Annotated in this window: 17 protein-coding genes; 9 read left to right on the top strand and 8 right to left on the bottom strand. The window is 67.1% G+C overall.

What is annotated here, in order from left to right; translation table 11 throughout:
- Positions 1–9 precede the first annotated feature (9 nt).
- Both ABC419_RS13190 and ABC419_RS13185 read right to left on the bottom strand, forming a co-directional pair.
- Entirely contained in the window at positions 10–2,034 is a 2,025-nt protein-coding gene (locus tag ABC419_RS13190) for an FHIPEP family type III secretion protein (RefSeq protein ID WP_412877183.1), read from the bottom strand.
- Between the two features lie 53 nt (positions 2,035–2,087).
- Complete coding sequence (locus ABC419_RS13185) at positions 2,088–2,582, bottom strand: lytic transglycosylase domain-containing protein (protein ID WP_412877184.1); 495 nt, start codon at positions 2,580–2,582, stop codon at positions 2,088–2,090.
- 491 nt (positions 2,583–3,073) lie between these two features.
- On the opposite strand from ABC419_RS13185, the gene ABC419_RS13180 reads away from it, so the two are divergent.
- The 6 genes from ABC419_RS13180 to ABC419_RS13155 all read left to right on the top strand — a co-directional run bounded on the left by ABC419_RS13180 (position 3,074) and on the right by ABC419_RS13155 (position 8,472).
- Positions 3,074–4,303, top strand: coding sequence for an EscU/YscU/HrcU family type III secretion system export apparatus switch protein (locus ABC419_RS13180; protein ID WP_412877185.1), 1,230 nt, complete (start codon positions 3,074–3,076; stop codon positions 4,301–4,303).
- Positions 4,300–4,698 carry a flagellar biosynthetic protein FliO gene (locus ABC419_RS13175; protein WP_412877186.1) on the top strand — a complete coding sequence of 133 codons (399 nt, stop codon included), beginning with the start codon at positions 4,300–4,302 and terminating at the stop codon, positions 4,696–4,698. Before ABC419_RS13180 ends, ABC419_RS13175 begins: the two co-directional genes overlap by 4 nt.
- 89 nt (positions 4,699–4,787) lie before the next feature.
- Positions 4,788–5,450, top strand: a complete 663-nt coding sequence (locus ABC419_RS13170; protein WP_125901630.1) for a hypothetical protein — start codon at positions 4,788–4,790, stop codon at positions 5,448–5,450.
- Between the two features lie 18 nt (positions 5,451–5,468).
- Positions 5,469–6,302, top strand: a complete 834-nt coding sequence (locus tag ABC419_RS13165) for a DUF6683 family protein (protein ID WP_412877187.1) — start codon at positions 5,469–5,471, stop codon at positions 6,300–6,302.
- Between the two features lie 169 nt (positions 6,303–6,471).
- Positions 6,472–7,221, top strand: a complete 750-nt coding sequence (locus ABC419_RS13160) for a DUF6683 family protein (RefSeq protein ID WP_412877188.1) — start codon at positions 6,472–6,474, stop codon at positions 7,219–7,221.
- A 279-nt stretch (positions 7,222–7,500) separates the two neighbouring features.
- Positions 7,501–8,472 carry a DUF7847 domain-containing protein gene (locus ABC419_RS13155; protein WP_368924771.1) on the top strand — a complete coding sequence of 324 codons (972 nt, stop codon included), beginning with the start codon at positions 7,501–7,503 and terminating at the stop codon, positions 8,470–8,472.
- 20 nt (positions 8,473–8,492) lie between these two features.
- On the opposite strand, the gene ABC419_RS13150 is transcribed toward ABC419_RS13155, so the two are convergent.
- The 6 genes from ABC419_RS13150 to ABC419_RS13125 are packed head-to-tail and all read right to left on the bottom strand — an operon-like array spanning position 8,493 to position 14,470.
- Complete coding sequence (locus tag ABC419_RS13150) at positions 8,493–9,374, bottom strand: RDD family protein (protein WP_412877189.1); 882 nt, start codon at positions 9,372–9,374, stop codon at positions 8,493–8,495.
- Positions 9,364–10,368: a stage II sporulation protein M gene (locus ABC419_RS13145; protein WP_412877190.1), complete on the bottom strand. Its 1,005-nt coding sequence runs from the start codon at positions 10,366–10,368 to the stop codon at positions 9,364–9,366. Before ABC419_RS13145 ends, ABC419_RS13150 begins: the two co-directional genes overlap by 11 nt.
- Positions 10,365–11,681 (bottom strand): DUF58 domain-containing protein, encoded by a 1,317-nt coding sequence (locus ABC419_RS13140; RefSeq protein ID WP_412877191.1) that lies wholly within the window; start codon positions 11,679–11,681, stop codon positions 10,365–10,367. The genes ABC419_RS13145 and ABC419_RS13140 overlap by 4 nt, the downstream gene beginning before the upstream one ends.
- Positions 11,678–12,634: an AAA family ATPase gene (locus ABC419_RS13135; protein ID WP_200166515.1), complete on the bottom strand. Its 957-nt coding sequence runs from the start codon at positions 12,632–12,634 to the stop codon at positions 11,678–11,680. Before ABC419_RS13135 ends, ABC419_RS13140 begins: the two co-directional genes overlap by 4 nt.
- Positions 12,621–13,847, bottom strand: coding sequence for a DUF4350 domain-containing protein (locus ABC419_RS13130; RefSeq protein ID WP_412877192.1), 1,227 nt, complete (start codon positions 13,845–13,847; stop codon positions 12,621–12,623). Before ABC419_RS13130 ends, ABC419_RS13135 begins: the two co-directional genes overlap by 14 nt.
- On the bottom strand, positions 13,844–14,470 hold the full coding sequence (locus ABC419_RS13125) for a DUF4129 domain-containing protein (RefSeq protein WP_200166517.1): 627 nt from the start codon (positions 14,468–14,470) through the stop codon (positions 13,844–13,846). Before ABC419_RS13125 ends, ABC419_RS13130 begins: the two co-directional genes overlap by 4 nt.
- A 397-nt stretch (positions 14,471–14,867) precedes the next feature.
- On the opposite strand from ABC419_RS13125, the gene ABC419_RS13120 reads away from it, so the two are divergent.
- From ABC419_RS13120 to kdpB, 3 genes are read left to right on the top strand one after another with little or no spacing between them, the layout of a single operon-like run.
- Positions 14,868–14,960 (top strand): potassium-transporting ATPase subunit F, encoded by a 93-nt coding sequence (locus tag ABC419_RS13120; protein WP_157677928.1) that lies wholly within the window; start codon positions 14,868–14,870, stop codon positions 14,958–14,960.
- Positions 14,961–14,976: 16 nt separating this feature from the next.
- The gene (gene kdpA, locus ABC419_RS13115) at positions 14,977–16,689 is read left to right on the top strand and encodes a potassium-transporting ATPase subunit KdpA (protein ID WP_412877193.1); all 1,713 of its coding nucleotides are present in this window, start codon (positions 14,977–14,979) and stop codon (positions 16,687–16,689) included.
- 19 nt (positions 16,690–16,708) lie between these two features.
- The gene (gene kdpB / locus ABC419_RS13110; protein ID WP_412877194.1) at positions 16,709–18,787 is read left to right on the top strand and encodes a potassium-transporting ATPase subunit KdpB; all 2,079 of its coding nucleotides are present in this window, start codon (positions 16,709–16,711) and stop codon (positions 18,785–18,787) included.
- The last annotated feature ends 7 nt before the right edge of the window (positions 18,788–18,794 follow it).

Below are 18,794 nucleotides of genomic sequence, written 5' to 3'. Positions count from 1 at the left end.
TCCGTCGTTTCAGGCCGCAGCGGCCGTGGAGGCGGGGGGAGCGGAGGAGGCGGGAACAGCCGCCGGCGTGGCCGCGTCGAGGTCGGGCAGGGCGACCCGGCCGACGATCTCGAGCTTCAGGCTGGGCAGCAGCTCGTGGAACGACAGGGCGGGCGTATCGAACAGCTCCGGCTCGACCAGCTTGCGGATGTGACGGCGCAGGTCGATGGCGGCCAGCACGGCGTCGGCGCCGGTGTCGCGCACCGTCTTCTGCACGGCCTCGATGATCTGACGGGCCATGTCCGGCTCCAGCGCCAGCTGCTGCCCGGCGCCGCCGACGCGGATGGATTCGCGCAGATGCTTCTCCAGCGCGGGCTCCAGCACGGCGGCCTTCAGCACGCCGTCGGGGGCGTAGCGGTGGCTGATCTGGCGACGCAGGGCCACGCGGGCGAACTCGGTCAGGGCCAGCGGATCCTTCTCGCGCTGACCGGCGTCGGCCAGGGATTCCAGGATGTCCCGCAGGTTGCGCAGCGGCACCTCTTCCTCGGCCAGGCGACGCATGATCTCGGCGATGCGGGCCAGGGGCAGGGCGCGCGCGACCTCCTTGACCACCTCGGGATAGCTCTCGCCCGCGCGGTTCAGCAGGATCGAGGCCTCCTGAATGCCGATGAACATCCCCGCGTTGCGCCGCAACAGGCCGCGCACGCCGGCCAGGGTCGCCTCCAGCGCGTCCTCGGCCGGGCCGGGATCGCCCGCGCCCAGGGGCGCCTCGAACGCCATCAGCCGCCAGCGGTCCGTCGCCTCGGCCGGGCCGTAGCGCACCGTCACGCGCGGCAGGGCCACGCCCAGCGAGGCCTCGAACTCGTCCAGCAGGGTCTCCAGGGCGGCGGTCAGACGTTCGGGATCGGTCGCGCGCAGGGCGCGGCCGTCGATCTCGAGCAGCAGAGGCGTCATGGCGGCGCCTTCGGTCGGCCGTGTCTGGGTCGAGGCGATCGGCCCTTCGGTCTCTGCGGACGAGCGGCCGGTCAGAGCCCTGACCTTGCGCCCGGCCGACTTGCGCCAGCGCGGCTCGATCATGATGGAGGCGGTCATGGCCGCCGCGCCCAGCACCAGGAAGACCACGGTCGGAAAGCCTGGCACAAGGGCCAGAAGCCAGCACATCCCGCCGGCGACCAGGAAGACCTTGGGCTGGGCTGACAGTTGGCGATGCATCGAGGCGCCCAGGTGGGCGTCGGTCTCGGAATCGCCGCCGCGCGTCACCAGCAGGCCCGCCGACATGGCCGCCAGCAGGGCCGGGATCTGCATCACCATGCCGTCGCCGATGGTCAGGATGGAGTATTTCTGGACCGCCGCGCCGAAATCCATGCCGTTCTGCAGCATGCCCACGGCCAGGCCGCCCAGCAGGTTGATCACCACGATGATGATCCCGGCGATGGCGTCGCCCTTCACGAACTTCATCGCGCCGTCGAGATTGCCGTTCAGCTTGCTCTCCATTTCGAGCAGGCGGCGGCGGCGCTTGGCCTCATCCTTGTCGATCAGACCCGAGCGCAGATCGGAATCGATCGACAGTTGCTTGCCCGGCATGGCGTCCAGGCTGAAGCGGGCGGCGACCTCGGCCACCCGTTCGGCGCCCTTGGCGATGACGATGAACTGCACGACGGTGATGATCAGGAAGACCACCAGGCCGACGACCAGATTGCCGCCCGCCACCATGTTGCCGAAGGTGTTGATGATCGCCCCGGCGTGGCCTTCCAGCAGGATCATCCGCGTCGTCGCGATCGACAGCGCCAGCCGGAACAGGGTCGTGATCAGCAGCAGGCTGGGGAAGACCGAGATGTCGACGATCGAGGCGATGTAGATCGACACCAGCAGCATCACCACGCCCGCGCTGATGTTGATCGCCACCAGGGCGTCGATCGCCAGCGACGGCAGGGGCATGATCATCATGGCGATGATCGCCGCCACCCCCGCCACCAGGAACAGGTCCGAATAGCGGCCGACGCCTCCGCCGTTGTGGCGCAGGCCCAGCAGTTTCAGCGGGCTGGCGAAGGACATGGACGCGCCTTGTGGCTGCCGGCGGATCAGGCCGAACGGGAGATCGGTGAGAACTATCGGAAGGAGGAACGGCGGGCGGTGAGGAGCTGGTCGTAGCGAGCCATGACCTTGCGGACGTAGTCCTGGGTCTCGCGGTAGGGCGGGATGTTGCGGCCGTAACGCTGCACGGCGCCTTCGCCGGCGTTGTAGGCGGCCAGCACCAGGCGCAGGTCGTTGCCGAACAGGCCCTGAAGCGTCTTCAGGTAGCGCGAGGCGGCGCGAATGTTGGTTTCCGGCTCGTGCAGCCGCATCTCGTCGGCGACGCCGAAGCGGCGGCCGGTGGCGGGCATCACCTGCATCAGGCCGCGCGCGCCGACGGGCGAGCGGGCGTTGGGATTGTCGGCGGATTCCACGCTGATGATCGCCTGTAGCAGGGCGGGATCGATGTCGTGCTCGCGCGCCGCTGCTGCGATCAGTTCGCCGTGCGGCGGCCTGCTGCGGTCTGGTCCCGAGCCGGTCGTGGAACTTCGCGGTTTGTAAAAAACAACGGTTTCCGAGGAACCGATCACCTCGGTTGGCGACTCATTGTCGTAGATCAGCAGTTGCTGCGCCGCTCGCGTCTCTCGCTGGGCGTGTGCCGAGCAAGGCCCTGATCCGAGCGCTCCGCTTCCCAGCGCCAGGGAAAACTGGCTGACGGAAGCGGCTGAAGCGACCAGTTGCGACGAGGTAGCGCTACAGTCTTCCGCAATTGCGGAGTGATTCCATGCAGTAATTATAAGTATTACTGTGCCTGTTGCCGAGCAAAATTGTCTCACTTCGTATTTCGCCCGAAGCTATGTGAATTTCGATCTTGTGTGACAGCGATATTATTGCTCATGAATGTTGTCAACGAGATCGGGAATGAAAATTTCTGCCAGTAGGGTTAACCCTAGCTTGTTTTTATTCTGAAGTTGTCAGGGTGCGGAGAAGGAATAAGCTTGACCATAAGCTGTGCTGTTTCTGTATTCGGCAAAGCTTGTTCCTGATGTTTTTCATACCTGTTCGATGAGGCGGAGCGCGCGTGGCGGAGAAGAACGACGGCGGCGACAAGACAGAGCGGCCGACACCGAAACGGCTTCAGGACGCGCGCAAGAAAGGCGACGTCGCCAAGAGCAAGGACGTCGGCTCCACCGCCGTGCTGCTGGCCTGGCTGCTGGTCGGCCTGATGCTGGCGGGGGCGGTGTTCGAGAATTTCGCCGCCCTGTTCGACGACGTGTTCCGCGTGATGGATCAGCCGTTCGGCGACGCCTTCGAACAGGTCGCGTGGTCGGCGGCGCGGCGGTTCGTCTATCTGACGGCGCTGCTGCTGTTGCCGGTGGCCCTGTTCGCGTCGCTGATGGAGTTCCTGCAGACCGGGCCGGTCTTCACGCTGGAGAAGATGACGCCCAAGCTGGACCACCTGAACCCCGGCGAGGGGCTGAAGCGGATGTTCAACACCGACAACCTGTTCGAGGTGGCGAAGTCGCTGGTGAAGACAGTCCTGCTGCTGGGACTGGCGGGGCTGATCCTGTTCGGCCAGTTCGACCGCATCCTGCGCCTGCCCGCCGCCCAGCCGGGAGAGGTGCTGGGCGCGTTCGGCGCGGCGGGGTTTCACCTGCTGGGCTGGACCCTGGTGGTCTTCGTCTTCGTCGCCATCCTGGATTCGGCCTATCAGCGCTTCAGCTTCATGAAGCGGCTGCGGATGAGCCGCCGCGACATCCGTCAGGAAGCCAAGGACATGGAGGGCGATCCCACGGTCAAGGCGCGGCGCCGCGAGCTGGCCCAGGAGTGGGCGCAGTCCAGCGCCGTCGGGTCCGTGCACGGGGCCGCCGCCCTGGTGGTCAATCCGACCCACATCGCCGTGTCCCTGGCCTATGATCCCGGCGAACATGTCGTGCCGGTGGTGGCGGGCAAGGGCGACGGCCTGATCGCCCGCGCCATGCGCGGCATGGCCGAGCGCGAAGGGGTGCCGATCATCCGCAACGTCCCCCTGGCCCGCGCCCTGCACGAACAGGTGCCGGTCGAAGCCGTGGTGCCCGAGGACATGTTCGCCGCCGTCGCCGAAGTGATCCTGACCGCGCGCCGCCTGCGCGACGAGGTTGCGCGAGGCGAGACGCTTGAACCGGTTGATCTGACAGCTGAAGGCGAAGGCGAAGGCGAAGGCGAAGGCCGAGGCGACGCCGCCGTGCCCGAAGCCGCACCCGCCCGCCGCGCCCCGCTCTTTCCCGCCATGCCGGACGACGGCGTGGCTTCCCCCTCGGAGACGCAATGACGCCCTTCGCCCTGCTGATGGACTTCCTGACCGTTCTGGTCGCCTTGGCCCTGGTGCTGGGCCTGGCCTTCTTCTCGATCCGCATGTTGAAGAAGGTCCAGAGCGGCGCGCCCAGCGGCGACGAGATCCGCTTCATCCGTTCGCTGCCGCTGGGAACACGCGAGCGGGCGACGGTGGTGGTCTGGCGCGACGAAGTGCTGCTGCTGGGCGTCACGGCGGGGGGGATCACCGTTCTGGACCGGCGCGCTCGCACGGCGGAAGAAATCGCCGAGGACGCGGTCCGCGCCGAGGCTGCGCGGGCTCAGGCGGCGGCCGTCTCCGCCCGCGTTCCGCCGCGCCTGCGCCGTTGGCTAGGGAAGTCCCTAGCTGGGGAACGGCCTGACTACCGAGGATAGGGGACGGGTGGTTTCGTGAGGTCGTCGGGGTTTCCGGGCGAGGCGCCTGGCCGGCGAACCGGAAACGCACACTTATTCGGAGAAAGATCATGTTCGGCATCGGCGGCGGCGGCTTCAACATCGGCAGCCTCATCAGCCAGGCGGCCCTGGCGGTCGCGACGGGCGGCACATCGGCGCTGGTTCAGGCGGCTCTGACCCAGGTCGTGTCGTCCATCGGCCAGCAGGTTCTGCAGCAGGTCGGTCAGGCTCTGGGCCTTCCGCAGTCGGTGATTGATCTGTCGATCGGCGCTTTCGCAGCGGCGACGGGCAATACGGCAGGCGCCTTCCAGAGCATCGGTGAATCCGCCGCGGGTCTGGCCCAGGCCACGGGCGGCGGCGCCTTCGAAGCCGGCGGCATCGAGCGTCAAATGAACGACATCGTTCAGGATCTGGTCGACAAGACCCTGGAGAAGGCCCGCACCGGCGGCCGCGATGAAGAAGGCAACGCCATCCCCGGCGGCCTGAACGGCAAGAGCTTCATGCTGCGTCTGGCCTTGGCGCTGGGCAGCGTTCTGGACGCCAAGATGGAGCGCATGGCCGAGATCGGCGAGAAGATCGACGCTGAAAGCCAGAAGAAGAAGCCCAAGATGGGCAGCCTGTCCGCCGAAATGACGGCTGTCGGCAAGGAGTTGGACTTCGTGTCCCAGGCGCTGAACAACGCGCTGAAGTCGATCGGCGAATCCGCTTCGACCCTTGCTCGCAAGCAAGGCTAGGACTGAACGGGCTGATTTGTGGAACGGCGGGCGAAACCATCGCCTGCCGTTGTGCTTTTGAGGAATGAGCGTTTTTGCAGTGGAGAGGCGGAGATGAGCGGCAAGCAGGTGTTTCTGGCGGGAGCGGTCGCAGCGGCGCTGCTCTGCGCGTCTCAGACACAGGCCCAGGACTACGCCTTCCAGGGCTTCGCGACGGCGGATGCCATGAACCAGATGCACGCCGCCATGCGCGACAACATGATGGAGTCGTCGTCTGATGCTCGCTCTCCGTCGCGAGGCGGGGTCGCTGCGGGCGCGGCGGCATCGGAACGTCGCGCCGCCGCGACGGGCCGCACAACCTATCAGTCGTCGCCGGCGGTCACGCAGCGCGTTAAGCGCCAGTTCGCGGACTTCGTGCGTTCGACGGGCGGGGACGGCCCCGGGATTGCGGCGGCGATGGAGCAGCAGGATTTCTTCGCCCGTTGGGGGCGACACGTCGCACAATACGGCCTGCGGCGCGGCGACGTCGCGGACGCTATGACCGCCTACTGGATGCTGAACTGGCAGATCGCCAACGACGTGCGAACCGTGAGCAGGTCTCAGGTTCAGGGCGTACAGGCTCAGGTTCGAAACATCATGGGCAGCAATCCTGCATTCAGCGGACTCAACAACGCCCAGAAGCAGGAAATGGCTGAGGTATTGATCTTGAACTTCATCGCCCAGAGCGTCGCCTATGAGGACGCTATGCGGGACAATGATGTGGCGATGCAGCGTCGTCTGCAGAATGCGGCGACGACGCGGTTCCGTAATGAGATGAACGTGAATCTGCGCCAATTGCGGTTGGGCGGCAGCGGATTCACGGCCGCCTCTTGAAAGGGGCAGGGCGACAGCCCGAAGGCCAATCCCCCGTCTGAAGTTTCGCATGATCCGTCATCTTCGGGCTTTCTTGCCTATGGGGCGGCTGGATTGGCGACAGGAGCTTTGTTCGTTGCGGCGATCTGGGCCGTGATGCGTCGGCGACGTCAGGGTTAGGGGTCTTGCTGTGAAGTATTTGGTGATCATGGCCGCAATGGCTTATGCGGCGACAAGCGCGCCGATGGCTCGCGCCCAGGACTATGTTTTTCAGGGCTTCGCGACGGCTGACGCGATGAACCAGATGCACGCCGCCATGCGTGACAACATGATGGAGCCGCCTTCCCAGGCGCGCGCGCCGTCGCGAGGCGCGGCCGCCGCAAGCGCGACGGCGCCGGAGCATCGGGCGACGGTTCAGACTACCTATCGTTCCTCGTCGACCGTCTCCACGCGCGTGCGTGCTCAGTTCGCGGAATTCATCGAGCGGACTTCCGGTCGCGAAGCCGCTGAACGGGCGCGTTCGGCATTTCAGGGCGGTGATCCGATCGCCAGCTGGGCGGGCATAGTGCGCCAAGACGGTCTGCGCACTGGTGATCTGGCCGACGCCATGGCGGCCTATTGGATTCTCAACTGGATCATGGCCAATCAGGGCGACAACAACCGAACACAGGCGCTGGCCGTGCGCGATCAGGTGCGTGGCGTCATTGGCGGATCGCCCGCCGTGGCGCGACTGGGCGATGCCGGGCGCCAGGAGATGGCCGAGGTGCTGATGCTGAACTTCCTAGTGCAACAGGCGACCTATGTGGATGCGATGCAGCGGGGCGATCAGGCGATGATGCGGCGTCTGGGCGATGCGGCTGTTGCGCGGTTCCGTAACGAAATGGGTGTTGATCTGCGTCGACTGCAGTTGACTGACGCGGGCCTGGTGTCCGCCTCTTGAAAGGGGCAGGGCGAAAGCCCGGAGGCCAATCCCCGGTCTGAAATTATGCACCCCTCGTCGTCACCAAGCCTTCCTGCTTGTGGGGCAATTGGATTGGTGTTGACAGGGTTGGCCGCCGCGGCCCTGTGGGCGGGATTGCGTTTCAGCCGCCGAAACCGCTGATGAGAACCTCATGGTCTGATCGGCGCTGACCGTGAACGCTTGAAGTTCCGTCAAAAGGGACTGGTCAATCTGGCGTTGCAACGTTAGGCCGGAGGTGAAGCAAGAGGGGGCGTGATCGTGCGTGGTGAAGTTCTGACATTCGATCAGGCGACTGGGATGGGGGCCATCCTGGGCGATGATACGACGCGTTACCTGTTCAACGTCACTCAGGTTCGGACGCCCTTGCCGCTGACGCGCGGTCAGAAGGTCGATTTCGTTCCCATGCCGGATTCGCAGGCGGCCGAGATTTTCGCCTTGCAGTCCTCCACGCCGGCGGCCTGGACATCGCAGGTCGTCAATCGGGGCGGTCAGTTCGACCTGGGGCGCGTGATCCAGCGCACCTTCTCGACCATCCGTGATAACGCCGCGATCTTCTTCGGCGCGGCGGCGATTATGGTGGGTATTCCCAGCACTCTCATGGGAATTGGCCAGACGTCGTTCGTGACCGGCTATTCTCCGACCGGCCTATTGGCCATGGGCGCGGGCTGGGTGTTCTATCTGGTGGGCATGTTCATGCTTCAGGGCATGGTGGTGAAGGCGGCGGTCAACAGTTTCAACGGCAAGGCGACATCCTTCGGCCAGGCGTTCGACGTGGGCGTGAAGATGTTCCTGCCCCTGCTAGGCGTGGCCATCATCGCCGCTCTGGGCGCTGGGTTGGGCTATCTGGCCCTGATCGTGCCGGGCGTGATCATTTCCGTGATGTGGTCGGTCGCATCGTCCGCAGTGGTGGTCGAGAAGAGAGGCGTGTTCGAAAGCTTGCAGCGCAGCCGGGATCTGACGCGCGGCTATCGCTGGAACGTGTTCGGTCTGATGGTCATCTATGTAATTCTTTCGTGGATCATCGGGGCGGCGATCGGCGCGCTCGGACTGGCCACCGGAGGCAGCTTCCTGGACGGCAGCCCGAACCTTTGGGTCAACGTGGTCTCGGGCGTGCTGGTCAATATCCTGTCGTCCGTGGTCGCTTCGGCCGGCGTGGCGGCGCTCTATTACGAACTGCGGACCGTCAAGGAAGGGGCCGGGCCTGAGGCTCTGGCCGCCGTCTTCGACTGACCAGGACTGATCGGGCGAAGTCAGACGTCGTGCTTGTCCCGGCGTCGCACGCCCATCAGCAGCTTCTGTTCCAGTCGGCCTCGCAGGGCGGCGTAGTAGGCGCTGAGGAAGTCGCGATCCGTCCGATGCTGATCGCGAGCCCATCCGATCTTGGTCATGATGCGGTCGGCTACGGCGCGCATGGTCTTGCGCTCTCCGGTGCGAAGGACGGACTCCAGGACGTGCAACTCCTTGGCTCCATATGCATCCAGTTGAGCCAGGGTGAAGTCGTGGCCCGCCATCCGCTCGGATCTGTCGTCAGCCATGTCGCGGGTCAGTTTGCGGCGCGGCGTACGCACCACCCAGGTGCCGCCGACCAGGTCGCCCAGGCGCAGCCGATCCCGGTTGAACAGGGGGAAGAAGACGAAGATCGCCGCCCAGACGAAGGCCAGAAGATACATCCAGCTATCGACCCCGCCCTGGCCCGCCTGGGTCACCAGCAAGGACAGCGGCAGGAAGACCTCCAACTCGCGCATGGCGTTGCGCGCGAACACCGATTCCGCCCGCAGACGTCCGCCGTCGCGTGAGGCGACGCGCAGCCCCATCACCCGCTTGCCGGGCGTGGCGGCTGCGGCCGACAGTTCGAAGGCGGTGAAGTAGAAGTTTCTGAGCAGGAAGAAGACCACCAGCCATAGCACGGCGATCAGTTCTGCGCCCGCTCGTCCGGCGGCGCCGATGGCGCCGACGCCGGTGAAGATCAGGGCCAGGGTGAAGGCGATCAGCACCCCCATGATGATCCCGGCGTCCAGCAGGAAGGCCGCCGCTCGCTGTCCGGCGTCGCCGATGTTCAGCCTCAGGTCCACGCCCTCGGGCGTGACGAAGGGGCGTTCGGTCTTGTCGACTTTTACGACCTCAGCGGACACGGGGGATCTCCCGTCTTGGGCCATAGAAGTAGAGCCCCCAGATCAAGGCTGTTAGGCCCGCCACGGCGTAGCGCAGACCGGTGTCGGCGATCAGCTGCCGCCCGAAACCCTCCAGAAGCCCAGCCAGCAGCAGCATGACGACGACCCCGCCCATGACGACGCCGGCGGTCCGCCCGGCCTGGACGGCGGCGTCCAGGCGATGGGCCCGGCCGGGGAAGGCGACGGCCCAGCCGATCCTCAGACCCGCGGCGCCGGCCAGGATGACGGCGAACAACTCCGTCACCCCGTGAATCAACAGCCAGCCGCCCAGTTCGAAGCCCAGGCCTCGGCTGGCGAACAGGGCGAAGAAGGCGCCCAGTGTCGCGCCGTTGTAGAGGATCAGCAATCCGGTCGGAAGGCACAGGGCGAATCCCAGAGCGAAGGCCAGCAAGGCGACCTGGGCGTTGTGGGTGAACAGGAAGGCCGCAAACACCGACAGGCCGTCGGCGTTGTCCGTCCCGTCCAGGGTGGCGCGCAGGGTGGCGGTCGATGCGCCCGGATCGCGCCCGCCGGCCAGATCGCCCGGCACGAAGGCGTAGAACCATTCGGGATCGTGCATGACCAACCAGCCGCCGACGACGGCGCCCAGCAGCATCAGGGCGGCGGACACCAGGGTCTCGCGCCACAAGCCCTTCACCGAGGCGGGCCAATCATGGCGGAAGAAGGCGGTCATGCGGTCTCGCAACGTCGCTCGCGACCCATAGACGAAGAAGTAGGCCCGCGCCGACAGCGTCTCCAGATAGTCGATCAGTCCCTGATCCAGCGAGGTCTCGCGCGCCACCGACAGGGCCGACAGGGTCGAGCGGTACAGCACCGGCACGGCCAGGATCTCTTCATCAGTCAGTTTGGATGCCGAACCCTTTTCGGCCTTGTCCATCAACCGCTCCAGGCGGCGCCAGTCCTCTTCACGGGCCTGGCGGAAGCGTTGGCTTTTCAGCAGGGGGGCGTCAGTCACAGCAGATCCCTCCGCTTCAGGTCCAGATAGGCGTTGACCGCATCGGGCCCGACCTGATCGGCGGGGGCGTCGACGATGTGGGCGCCCATGCGGCGCAGGCGGCTGATGACCGTTTCGCGTTCGCGCAGCAGGCTGGCGGCGACGACAGCGCGCGACACGTCCTCGGCCGTTTCCGGCGCGGCGGCGGCCAGGGCCTCCAACTCCTCGTCGCGCAGGACGACGAACAGCACCAGATGGCGTTTCAGCAACCGGCCCAGAGACTCGATCATCAGCTCGGCGGCGGTGGAATCGGTGAAGTCCGTGAAAACCACGATCAGGGATCGGCGCTGGAGCTGTCCTGACAGGGTGGCAAGGGCCAGGGTGTAGTTGGTCTCGTGCGTCGAATAATCGACGCGGCCGGCGACCGTCTGCAGGGTTCGGAAGGCGTTCATGCCGCCGACGGCGCCGGTCGATAGGCGCGGGCGGGAATCGAAGGCGAACAGGCCCGCTCGATCGCCCGAGCGCAGGCCGGCGTAGGACAGCAGCAGGGCCGCGTGAATGAAACGGTCGACACGCGGCATGCCGCCGACCGGCTCGCAGGCGGCGCGTCCGCAGTCCAGGGCCATGATGACGTTGTGGTTGCGCTCGGTGCGGAACTCCTTGGCCAGCAGGGCGGCGTGGCGGGCCGACTGCTTCCAGTCGATGGCGCGCCGGTCCATGCCGGGCTGATAGTCACGCAGGGCCTGAAACTCGGCGCCTTCGCCGATGTCCAGCTGGGCCTTGGCCCCGAACAGGGCGTCGCGAGCGAACAGGCGCACCGCCTGATCACGCACCCACTGCAGGTCGGTCAGCACCGGCGCCGACAGATCCAGGCGGAACGTCTTCTGCTTCCAGGCCAGACCCATCGGTCCGCGCCAGCGCACCCAAAGCTCATGCAGCGCCGCGTCGCCGCGTCGTTCGGGCGTGAAGGGGAAGGCGAGGGAGGCGACATGGCCACGCACCGCGGCCTGACGCGGGGTGTCGTCCACGCCCAGTTTGGCCTCGCCCGACAGGGCGGCTTCGACCTGATGCGGCGCGCGGCTCGAGGCGGCGAAGCGCACCGTCAACCCGGCCAGACCCGGCCGCCCGACGGCGGCGCGCACCGGCTCGGGCGAGTCAAGCGTCAGGCTAGAACGCGAGCCGCTCAGCAGGGCGTCCAGCGCGAACAGCAGCAGCACGCCGGCGATCCAGACCGGACCGGTCAGCCAGCCGACGGGCGTCAGCACGCCCGCCAGCAGGGCGACGGGCGCCCCCGCCGCCAGGACCGTCACCGCACGTCGGGTCGGATAGATCACCGGGGCGCCGCCACCTGATCCACCAGGCCGGCCAGCACCTGCTCGACGCGACGGCCTTCGATCTCGGCTGCAGGCGACAGCACCAGACGGTGACGCAGGGCCGGGATCGCCAGTTCCTTCACGTCATCGGGAATGACGTAGTCGCGACCGTCCAGGGCGGCGCGGGCGCGGGCGGCGACGGCCAGCATGGCCCCGGCGCGCGGCGAGGCGCCCGTCTCCACATCGGCGGAATCGCGCGTGGCCCGCACCAGGGCGGCGATATAGCCGACGACCTCGTCCGTCAGCCGCACCTGAGCCACGGCGTCCACGGCGGCGGCGATGGCGGCGCTTTCGGCCACGGTTTCGACGCCCAGGGCGACGGGGTCCATCTGGCCTGTGCGCGACCCGTGGGCGGCGATGATGGCGCGCTCCTGCTCCAGATCGGGATAGTCGAGGACGTGCTTGAACAGGAAGCGATCCAACTGCGCCTCGGGCAGCGGATAGGTGCCCTGCTGCTCGATCGGGTTCTGGGTGGCGACCACGGTGAAACGCGGGCTCAGCGCATGAGTCTGGCCGTCGATGGTGATGCGGCGTTCCTGCATGGCTTCCAGCAGGGCGGCCTGGGTCTTGGGCGGGGTGCGGTTGATCTCGTCCGCCAGCAGCAGCTCGCAGAAGATCGGCCCGCGCGTCAGGGTGAAGCTGGACGTCTGGAAGTTGAACAGGTTTGATCCGAGGATGTCCCCTGGCATCAGGTCCGGCGTGAACTGGATGCGGCCGTAGTCCAGCCCGACCGAGCGGGCGAAGCTTTGCGCCAGCAGGGTCTTGGCGGTGCCGGGCGGTCCTTCCAGCAGGACGTGGCCGCCTGCAAACAGGGCGGTCAGCAGCAGATCAACGGCGCCGTCCTGGCCTACCACGGCCTTGGCGATCTCGGCGCGGATGCGCTCGGCGATCGTCTTCACCTCATTGACGTGCACGGGTCAGCTCCTGGTTCCAGCGATAGAGGGCGACGGCGACCCGCATCAGGTCGCCTGGGGTCTTGGCCGCCCGAGCCTGATCGGCCAGGGCGGAATAGGTCGAGTGCGCGCCGGTGGTCCGGCTGACACGGTCGAGGAAGGCGTCCAGTTCGGACTCGCTCAGGCGACGCGGGGCGCCGATGGCGCGGACGACGGCGGCGCGGGTCAACAGGGCGTAGGGTGCGGCCATGTGGTGCTCGCGCCGAGCCAGCCGCACCAACCCCGCCGTATTGTCGGCCAGTCCGCGCTTGCCCAGGGCGATGGCGCGGCCGCTCTCGCGCGCCGGGCCGAAACGCACCACGGCCTGGTAGCCCGCAAAGGCCGCCAGCGCCGCCAGCACCAGGGTCATACCCAGCAGCGGCGGCTCCAGCATCAACCGCAGCAGGCTGCGGGTGCGCTGCATCCCATGCAGAGTCAGGTCGAAGATGACCGGCGCGTCCTCCGCCCGTACGACGTCCAGCAGGGCGACGGCCGTGCGTGCGCCATTCAGCGTCTTCAGCCCGTGGGTGCTGAGCAGGTCGGCGTCGGCCAGCACATAGACTTGCGTGGTCGCGTGTCTGGCCAGAACGGGGCGATCCTGATCGTCCGTCACGACAGGAACCCAGTCAGGGCCGGACAGGGTCTTCAGCGCATCGACATCCACTGGCGCGCCGAGGGGCGTGCCGTCAGGGCGTTTCAAAGCAACGCTCACGCGGCCGTCGCGCGATTGCAAACGGGCGCCCTGACGCAAGTGTTCGCTCAGCGGCGCAATTGAGGTCTGGGCAGGCAGCAAGCCCATTGTGCGAACCCAGCCAGGGTGCTTGGGGTCGGGCGTCGCGTTCCACTTGGGCAGGACGATCAGAGTCGCGCCGGCATGGTTGATGTCGTCGATCTGCTCGGGTTGGGTGCTCGGAGTCGGCGTCAGGACCAGCAAGCTTTCGTCCGAGGACGGCGTCAGGCGGCCTCGGCTCATCGTCACCGGCACGCCGAGGTTTCGCAGCAGGACCGGCATGGCGCCGAAGCCGGTCGAGCTGCGAGACAGGGCGTGGCCGCCGCCGTCGTCGCCGGATTTCAGTTCGGGCGCATAGGCCGATAGTACGCCCAGCCCGGCCAGGGCGACGACGCTGACCAGCAGCACGCTGATGATGACGACGGGTGAAAAGGCGTTTCCGGCCGCCTTGGCGGAACGGCTCATGCGCGCCAGCCTTCGGGCAGGGCGAAGGCCTCATAAGCCTGACGACAGTCGGCGAAGTCCTGGGCGCCCACGGCGGCCCCGCCGAACAGGCTGCGCTCCACCACCTTGCCGATTCGCTCGAAAGCAGGCCGCGCCGCATCGGGCAGGGCCTTCAGCCGAGCGATCTCGCGCGAGGTCAGCGACACGCGCAGGGCGCGCGGCTGGCGCTTCTCGATGTCCTGAACGCTGCGCAGTAGCAGCAGGTGCGCGGCGTCGGCGTATTGACCGCGTGCAGCCAGGGCGTCGGCCTCGGCCAACAGGTCGCGCGCCGCCTGAGCGTCGGGCCGCCAGTCAGTCTCAATCGGGACAACCGGCTTGACGGGCTTGGCGGCGGGTCTCCGCAGCCGCAGGATTTCGCGTACGATGGCGTAAAGGATCAGCCCCGCCAGCAGAGCCAGCCCGATCCAGAACACCCACTTCAGAACAGGCGCCAGGAACTCTAGGGCTTCACCGATCCAGCGTAGCCAGCCGGGCGTAGGCGGGGGGTCGAAATTGGCGCGATCGAACTGAAGCGATGAATCCTTCAGCAACGCGGCATGGGCCTGGGCGACCTTTTCGCCAGAAGCCGAAGCCTCCCCCTGCATCCCAACGTTCCTCGAACCCATGGCTCATGCCATAGAGGCGGAAAAGCTCAAGTCAACTGCGGATGGCTGCCCAGGGCTGAGGTTTCAACCTGTACGCATGACCCAGGCTCGCAGTCGGTCGACCTGCTTCTGTAGACGGCGGGCGATGTGTTCGGCCTGACTGAGAGGCGTGAAGGGCGTGGCCTGTGCGTCCTCCTGCCTAATCCCGACCTAAGCGCGGCCTTATGCGCGCCTTATGCGGCGACCGGCTTTCCGCATGGCCCCTTTACGCCCGTCAGAGGTCTTCTCCGGTTTTCAGTTGAGCTGGAGGTGTCGGCATGGCCGATGTGATTTTCGTGGTGATCGGCGTTGGAGCCTTCGTGGCCTTCGCCGCCCTCGCCATTGTGTTGAGGAGGTTGTGACCGTGTGGCTGAACGTCCTTTGGGGCGTCGGCGCCCTGGTCATCGCCGGCTATATGGTCGCGGCCCTGCTGCGGCCCGAGCGGTTCTGAACGGAGCCGCCTTCTCATGAACATTCAAGGATGGGCGGAGATCGCCCTGACCCTCGGCCTCGCCGTCATGCTCGGCTGGCCGATCGGGGTCTATATGTCGCGCGTCTGGAACGGCGAGCGGACCTGGCTGGACCCGGTGCTGAAGCCGGTTGAGGGCCTCTTCTATCGCGCCGCCGGGGTTGACCCCACGCGCAGCCAGGGCTGGCTGGGCTATGTCGGCGCTCTGCTGGCCTTCAACCTGGCGGGCTTCCTGCTGCTCTACGGCCTGCTGCGACTGCAGGGCGCCCTGCCGATGAACCCGCAGGGGTTTGACGGTCTCAGCCCGCACCTGGCCTTCAACACCGCCGTCAGCTTCGTCACCAACACCAACTGGCAGAGCTATGGCGGCGAAACGACCGTCTCGACCTTCACCCAGATGGTCGGCCTGACGGTGCAGAACTTCGTCTCGGCGGCCACGGGCGCGACGATCGCGGCGGCGCTGGCCCGCGCCTTCATCGCCAATCGCGGCGAGGGGCTGGGCAATTTCTGGGCCGACCTGACGCGCACCAGCCTCTATGTCCTGCTGCCCATCGCCTTCATCGTGGCCGTGGTGCTGGCTGGGCTGGGCGTGGTGCAGTCGCTGGCGGCCTCGGCCCAGGCGACGACGCTGGAGGGCGGTCAGCAGACGATCAGCCTGTTCCCGACCGCCAGCCAGCTGGCGATCAAGCAGTTGGGCATCAACGGCGGTGGCGTGTTCAACGTCAACTCGGCTCACCCGCTGGAGAACCCCACGCCGCTGACCACCTTGATTACGGCGGTCTGCATCAATGTGATGGGCTGGGCGGCCTTCTTCGCCTTCGGCCGCAGCGTCCTGGCCAAGAAGGACGTGCGCGCCCTGGTGGCCGCGGCGGTCCTGTTGCTGGGCGCGGCGGGTTCGGCGCTCTACGTCATTGAAAGCCAGCCGGCGCCCGCTCTGGTCGCGGCCGGTGTCGATACGTCGGTCGGCAATATGGAGGGCAAGGAGGTTCGCTTCGGCGTGCCGTCGTCCGTCGCCTGGGCGGCCCAGACGACGGGCGCTTCGAACGGCTCGGTCAACTCCATGCACGCCAGCTATATGCCGCTGGGTGGGGCCGTGACCATGTTCCTGATGCAACTGGGCGAGATCCTGCCCGGCGGGATCGGGTCGGGGATCGCGGTCATGGTTCTGATGGCCATGCTGGCGGTCTTCGTGGCGGGCCTGATGGTCGGTCGCACGCCGGAGTATCTGGGCAAGAAGATCGAGGCGCGTGAGATCCAGTTCGCCATGCTGGCGGTGCTGGTCGTGCCCCTGTCGGTACTGGGCTTCTCGGCCGTCGCCGCCGTCCTGCCCGAAGCCCTGGCCGGTCTGCTGAACAAGGGGCCGCACGGCCTGTCCGAGATTCTCTATGCCTATACCTCGGCAACGGGGAACAACGGCTCGGCCTTCGCGGGTCTGACCGCCAACGCGCCCTGGTGGAACACTACCCTGGGTCTGGCCATGCTGCTGGGCCGGTTCGTGCCCGCCGTCGCGGTTCTGGCCGTAGCCGGGGCGCTGGTCGCCAAGCCCCGCCTGGCGCCCTCGGTCGGCACCCTGCCTACGCATGGTCCGCTGTTCATCGGCCTGTTGATCGGGGTGATCCTGATCCTCGGCGGCCTTCAGTTCTTCCCCGCCCTCTCGCTGGGTCCGATCGTGGAGCATTTCGACATGCTCCAGGTCGTGGCCCGGTTCTAATCCTCATCGGATGAATGTCATGACTCAAGTCACGCTCGATCCGTCGAGCTCCCCATTGTCCCAAAGAAGCTCGCCGCCCATCGCGGGCGGGCTGTCCGGGGCCATGCTCGGTCGGGCGCTCGGCGACGCCGTCGTCAAGCTGAACCCGACCAAACTGCTCAAGAATCCGGTGATCTTCGCCACCTGGATCGTCGCGGCCCTGGCCACCGTTTCGGCGGTCGCCGCCGTGGCGACGGGACAGGCGGCGAGCTTCGCCATTCAACTGGCCCTGTGGCTGTGGGCCACGGTGCTGTTCGCCAACGTCGCCGAAAGCATCGCCGAGGGGCGCGGCAAGGCGGCGGCCGATAGTCTTCGCGCCGCCCGCGTCACCACCAAGGCCAAGCTGATCGTCGATCCCAAGACCGGCATGGTCGTTCCGACCCCGGCGCATGAGCTGGAGATCGGCGCCGTCGTTCTGGTCGAGGCCGGGGACGTCATCCCCTCGGACGGCGAGATCGTCGAAGGCGTCGCCTCGGTCAACGAAGCCGCCATCACCGGCGAAAGCGCGCCCGTCATCCGCGAAAGCGGCGGCGACCGCTCGGCCGTCACGGGCGGCACCACGGTCGTCTCCGACTGGATCAAGGTGCGCATCACCTCGGCCCCCGGCGCGACCTTCCTCGACCGCATGATCGCCATGGTCGAGGGCGCGGACCGTCGCAAGACGCCGAACGAACTGGCCCTGTCGGTCCTGCTGGCCGGTCTGAGCCTGATCTTCCTGATCGCGGTCGCGGCCCTGCTGGGTCTGGGCGCCTATTCGGGCATCAAGCTGGACCCCATCGTCCTGGGCGCGCTCTTCATCACTCTGATCCCCACGACCATCGGGGGGCTGCTGTCCGCCGTCGGCATCGCCGGCATGGACCGGTTGCTGAAGGTGAACGTTCTGGCCACTTCGGGCCGCGCGGTGGAGGCGGCAGGCGACGTCGACACCCTGCTGCTCGACAAGACCGGCACCATCACCTTCGGCAACCGCATGGCGACCGAGGTCATCCCCGCGCCGGGCGTCCGTCCCGAAGCGGCGATGCGCGCGGCGGTCATGGCTTCCCTCGCCGATGAGACGCCTGAGGGCCGCTCCATCGTCGAGTTGGGCCGCAACGCCGGGGTGACGGGCGATATGCCCGCCGGGGCCAAGACCATCCCGTTCACCGCCGTGACCCGCCAGTCGGGCCTCGAAGCGGACGGCCGCTCGTGGCGCAAGGGGGCGGTGGACGCCGTGCTCAAGGCCCTGGGGCTGGTCGAGGCTGAGGCCCCCGCCGAGTTCCGCGCCGCCGTGGACCGCATCGCCCGCTCGGGCGGCACGCCCCTGGCCGTGGTCGAGAACGAGGCCCTGGTCGGCGTCATCCACCTGAAGGACGTGGTCAAGCCGGGGGTGAAGGCGCGCTTTGCGGACCTGCGCCGCATGGGCCTGCGCACCGTCATGATCACCGGCGACAATCCGGTGACGGCGGCCGCCATCGCGTCCGAAGCCGGGGTCGACGACTTCCTGTCCGAGGCCACGCCCGAGGACAAGATGCGCCTGATCAAGGCTGAACAGGCCAAGGGCCGTCTGGTCGCCATGTGCGGCGACGGGGCCAACGATGCGCCCGCTCTGGCTCAAGCCGACGTCGGCGTGGCCATGCAGACCGGCGCCCAGGCCGCGCGCGAGGCGGGCAATATGGTCGATCTGGACTCAGACCCGACCAAGGTCATCGAGATCGTCGAGGTCGGCAAGCAACTGCTGATCACGCGCGGCGCCCTGACCACCTTCTCGATCGCCAACGACGTGGCCAAGTATTTCGCCATCATCCCGGCGATGTTCGTGGTCGGCCTGCCGTCGCTGGCGGCGCTGAACGTGATGAAGCTGTCCAGCCCGGAAAGCGCCATCCTGTCGGCGGTCATCTTCAACGCCCTGGTCATCGTCGCCCTGATCCCGCTGGCGCTGCGCGGGGTGAAATACCGCGCCGTGGGGGCGGGCAAGCTGCTGGGCCGCAACCTGCTGATCTACGGACTGGGCGGCCTGATCGCGCCCTTCGCCGGCATCAAGCTCATCGACATCGTCATCTCCGCCCTCGGCCTGGCCTGAAGCCGAC

The organism is Brevundimonas phoenicis (genome assembly GCF_047237745.1).
In the GTDB taxonomy this organism is placed as follows: domain Bacteria; phylum Pseudomonadota; class Alphaproteobacteria; order Caulobacterales; family Caulobacteraceae; genus Brevundimonas.
This window is presented reverse-complemented; position numbering and strand designations above follow the sequence as displayed.

Excerpts from the sequence above, each read along its gene's own strand:
- ABC419_RS13125 (WP_200166517.1), bottom strand. The coding sequence starts at position 14,470 with ATGCAGGGGGAGGCTTCGGCTTCTGGCGAAAAGGTCGCCCAGGCCCAT.
- kdpA (WP_412877193.1), top strand. The coding sequence starts at position 14,977 with ATGAACATTCAAGGATGGGCGGAGATCGCCCTGACCCTCGGCCTCGCC.
- kdpB (WP_412877194.1), top strand. The coding sequence starts at position 16,709 with ATGACTCAAGTCACGCTCGATCCGTCGAGCTCCCCATTGTCCCAAAGA.
- ABC419_RS13190 (WP_412877183.1), bottom strand. The coding sequence starts at position 2,034 with ATGTCCTTCGCCAGCCCGCTGAAACTGCTGGGCCTGCGCCACAACGGC.
- ABC419_RS13170 (WP_125901630.1), top strand. The coding sequence starts at position 4,788 with ATGTTCGGCATCGGCGGCGGCGGCTTCAACATCGGCAGCCTCATCAGC.
- ABC419_RS13130 (WP_412877192.1), bottom strand. The coding sequence starts at position 13,847 with ATGAGCCGTTCCGCCAAGGCGGCCGGAAACGCCTTTTCACCCGTCGTC.
- ABC419_RS13175 (WP_412877186.1), top strand. The coding sequence starts at position 4,300 with ATGACGCCCTTCGCCCTGCTGATGGACTTCCTGACCGTTCTGGTCGCC.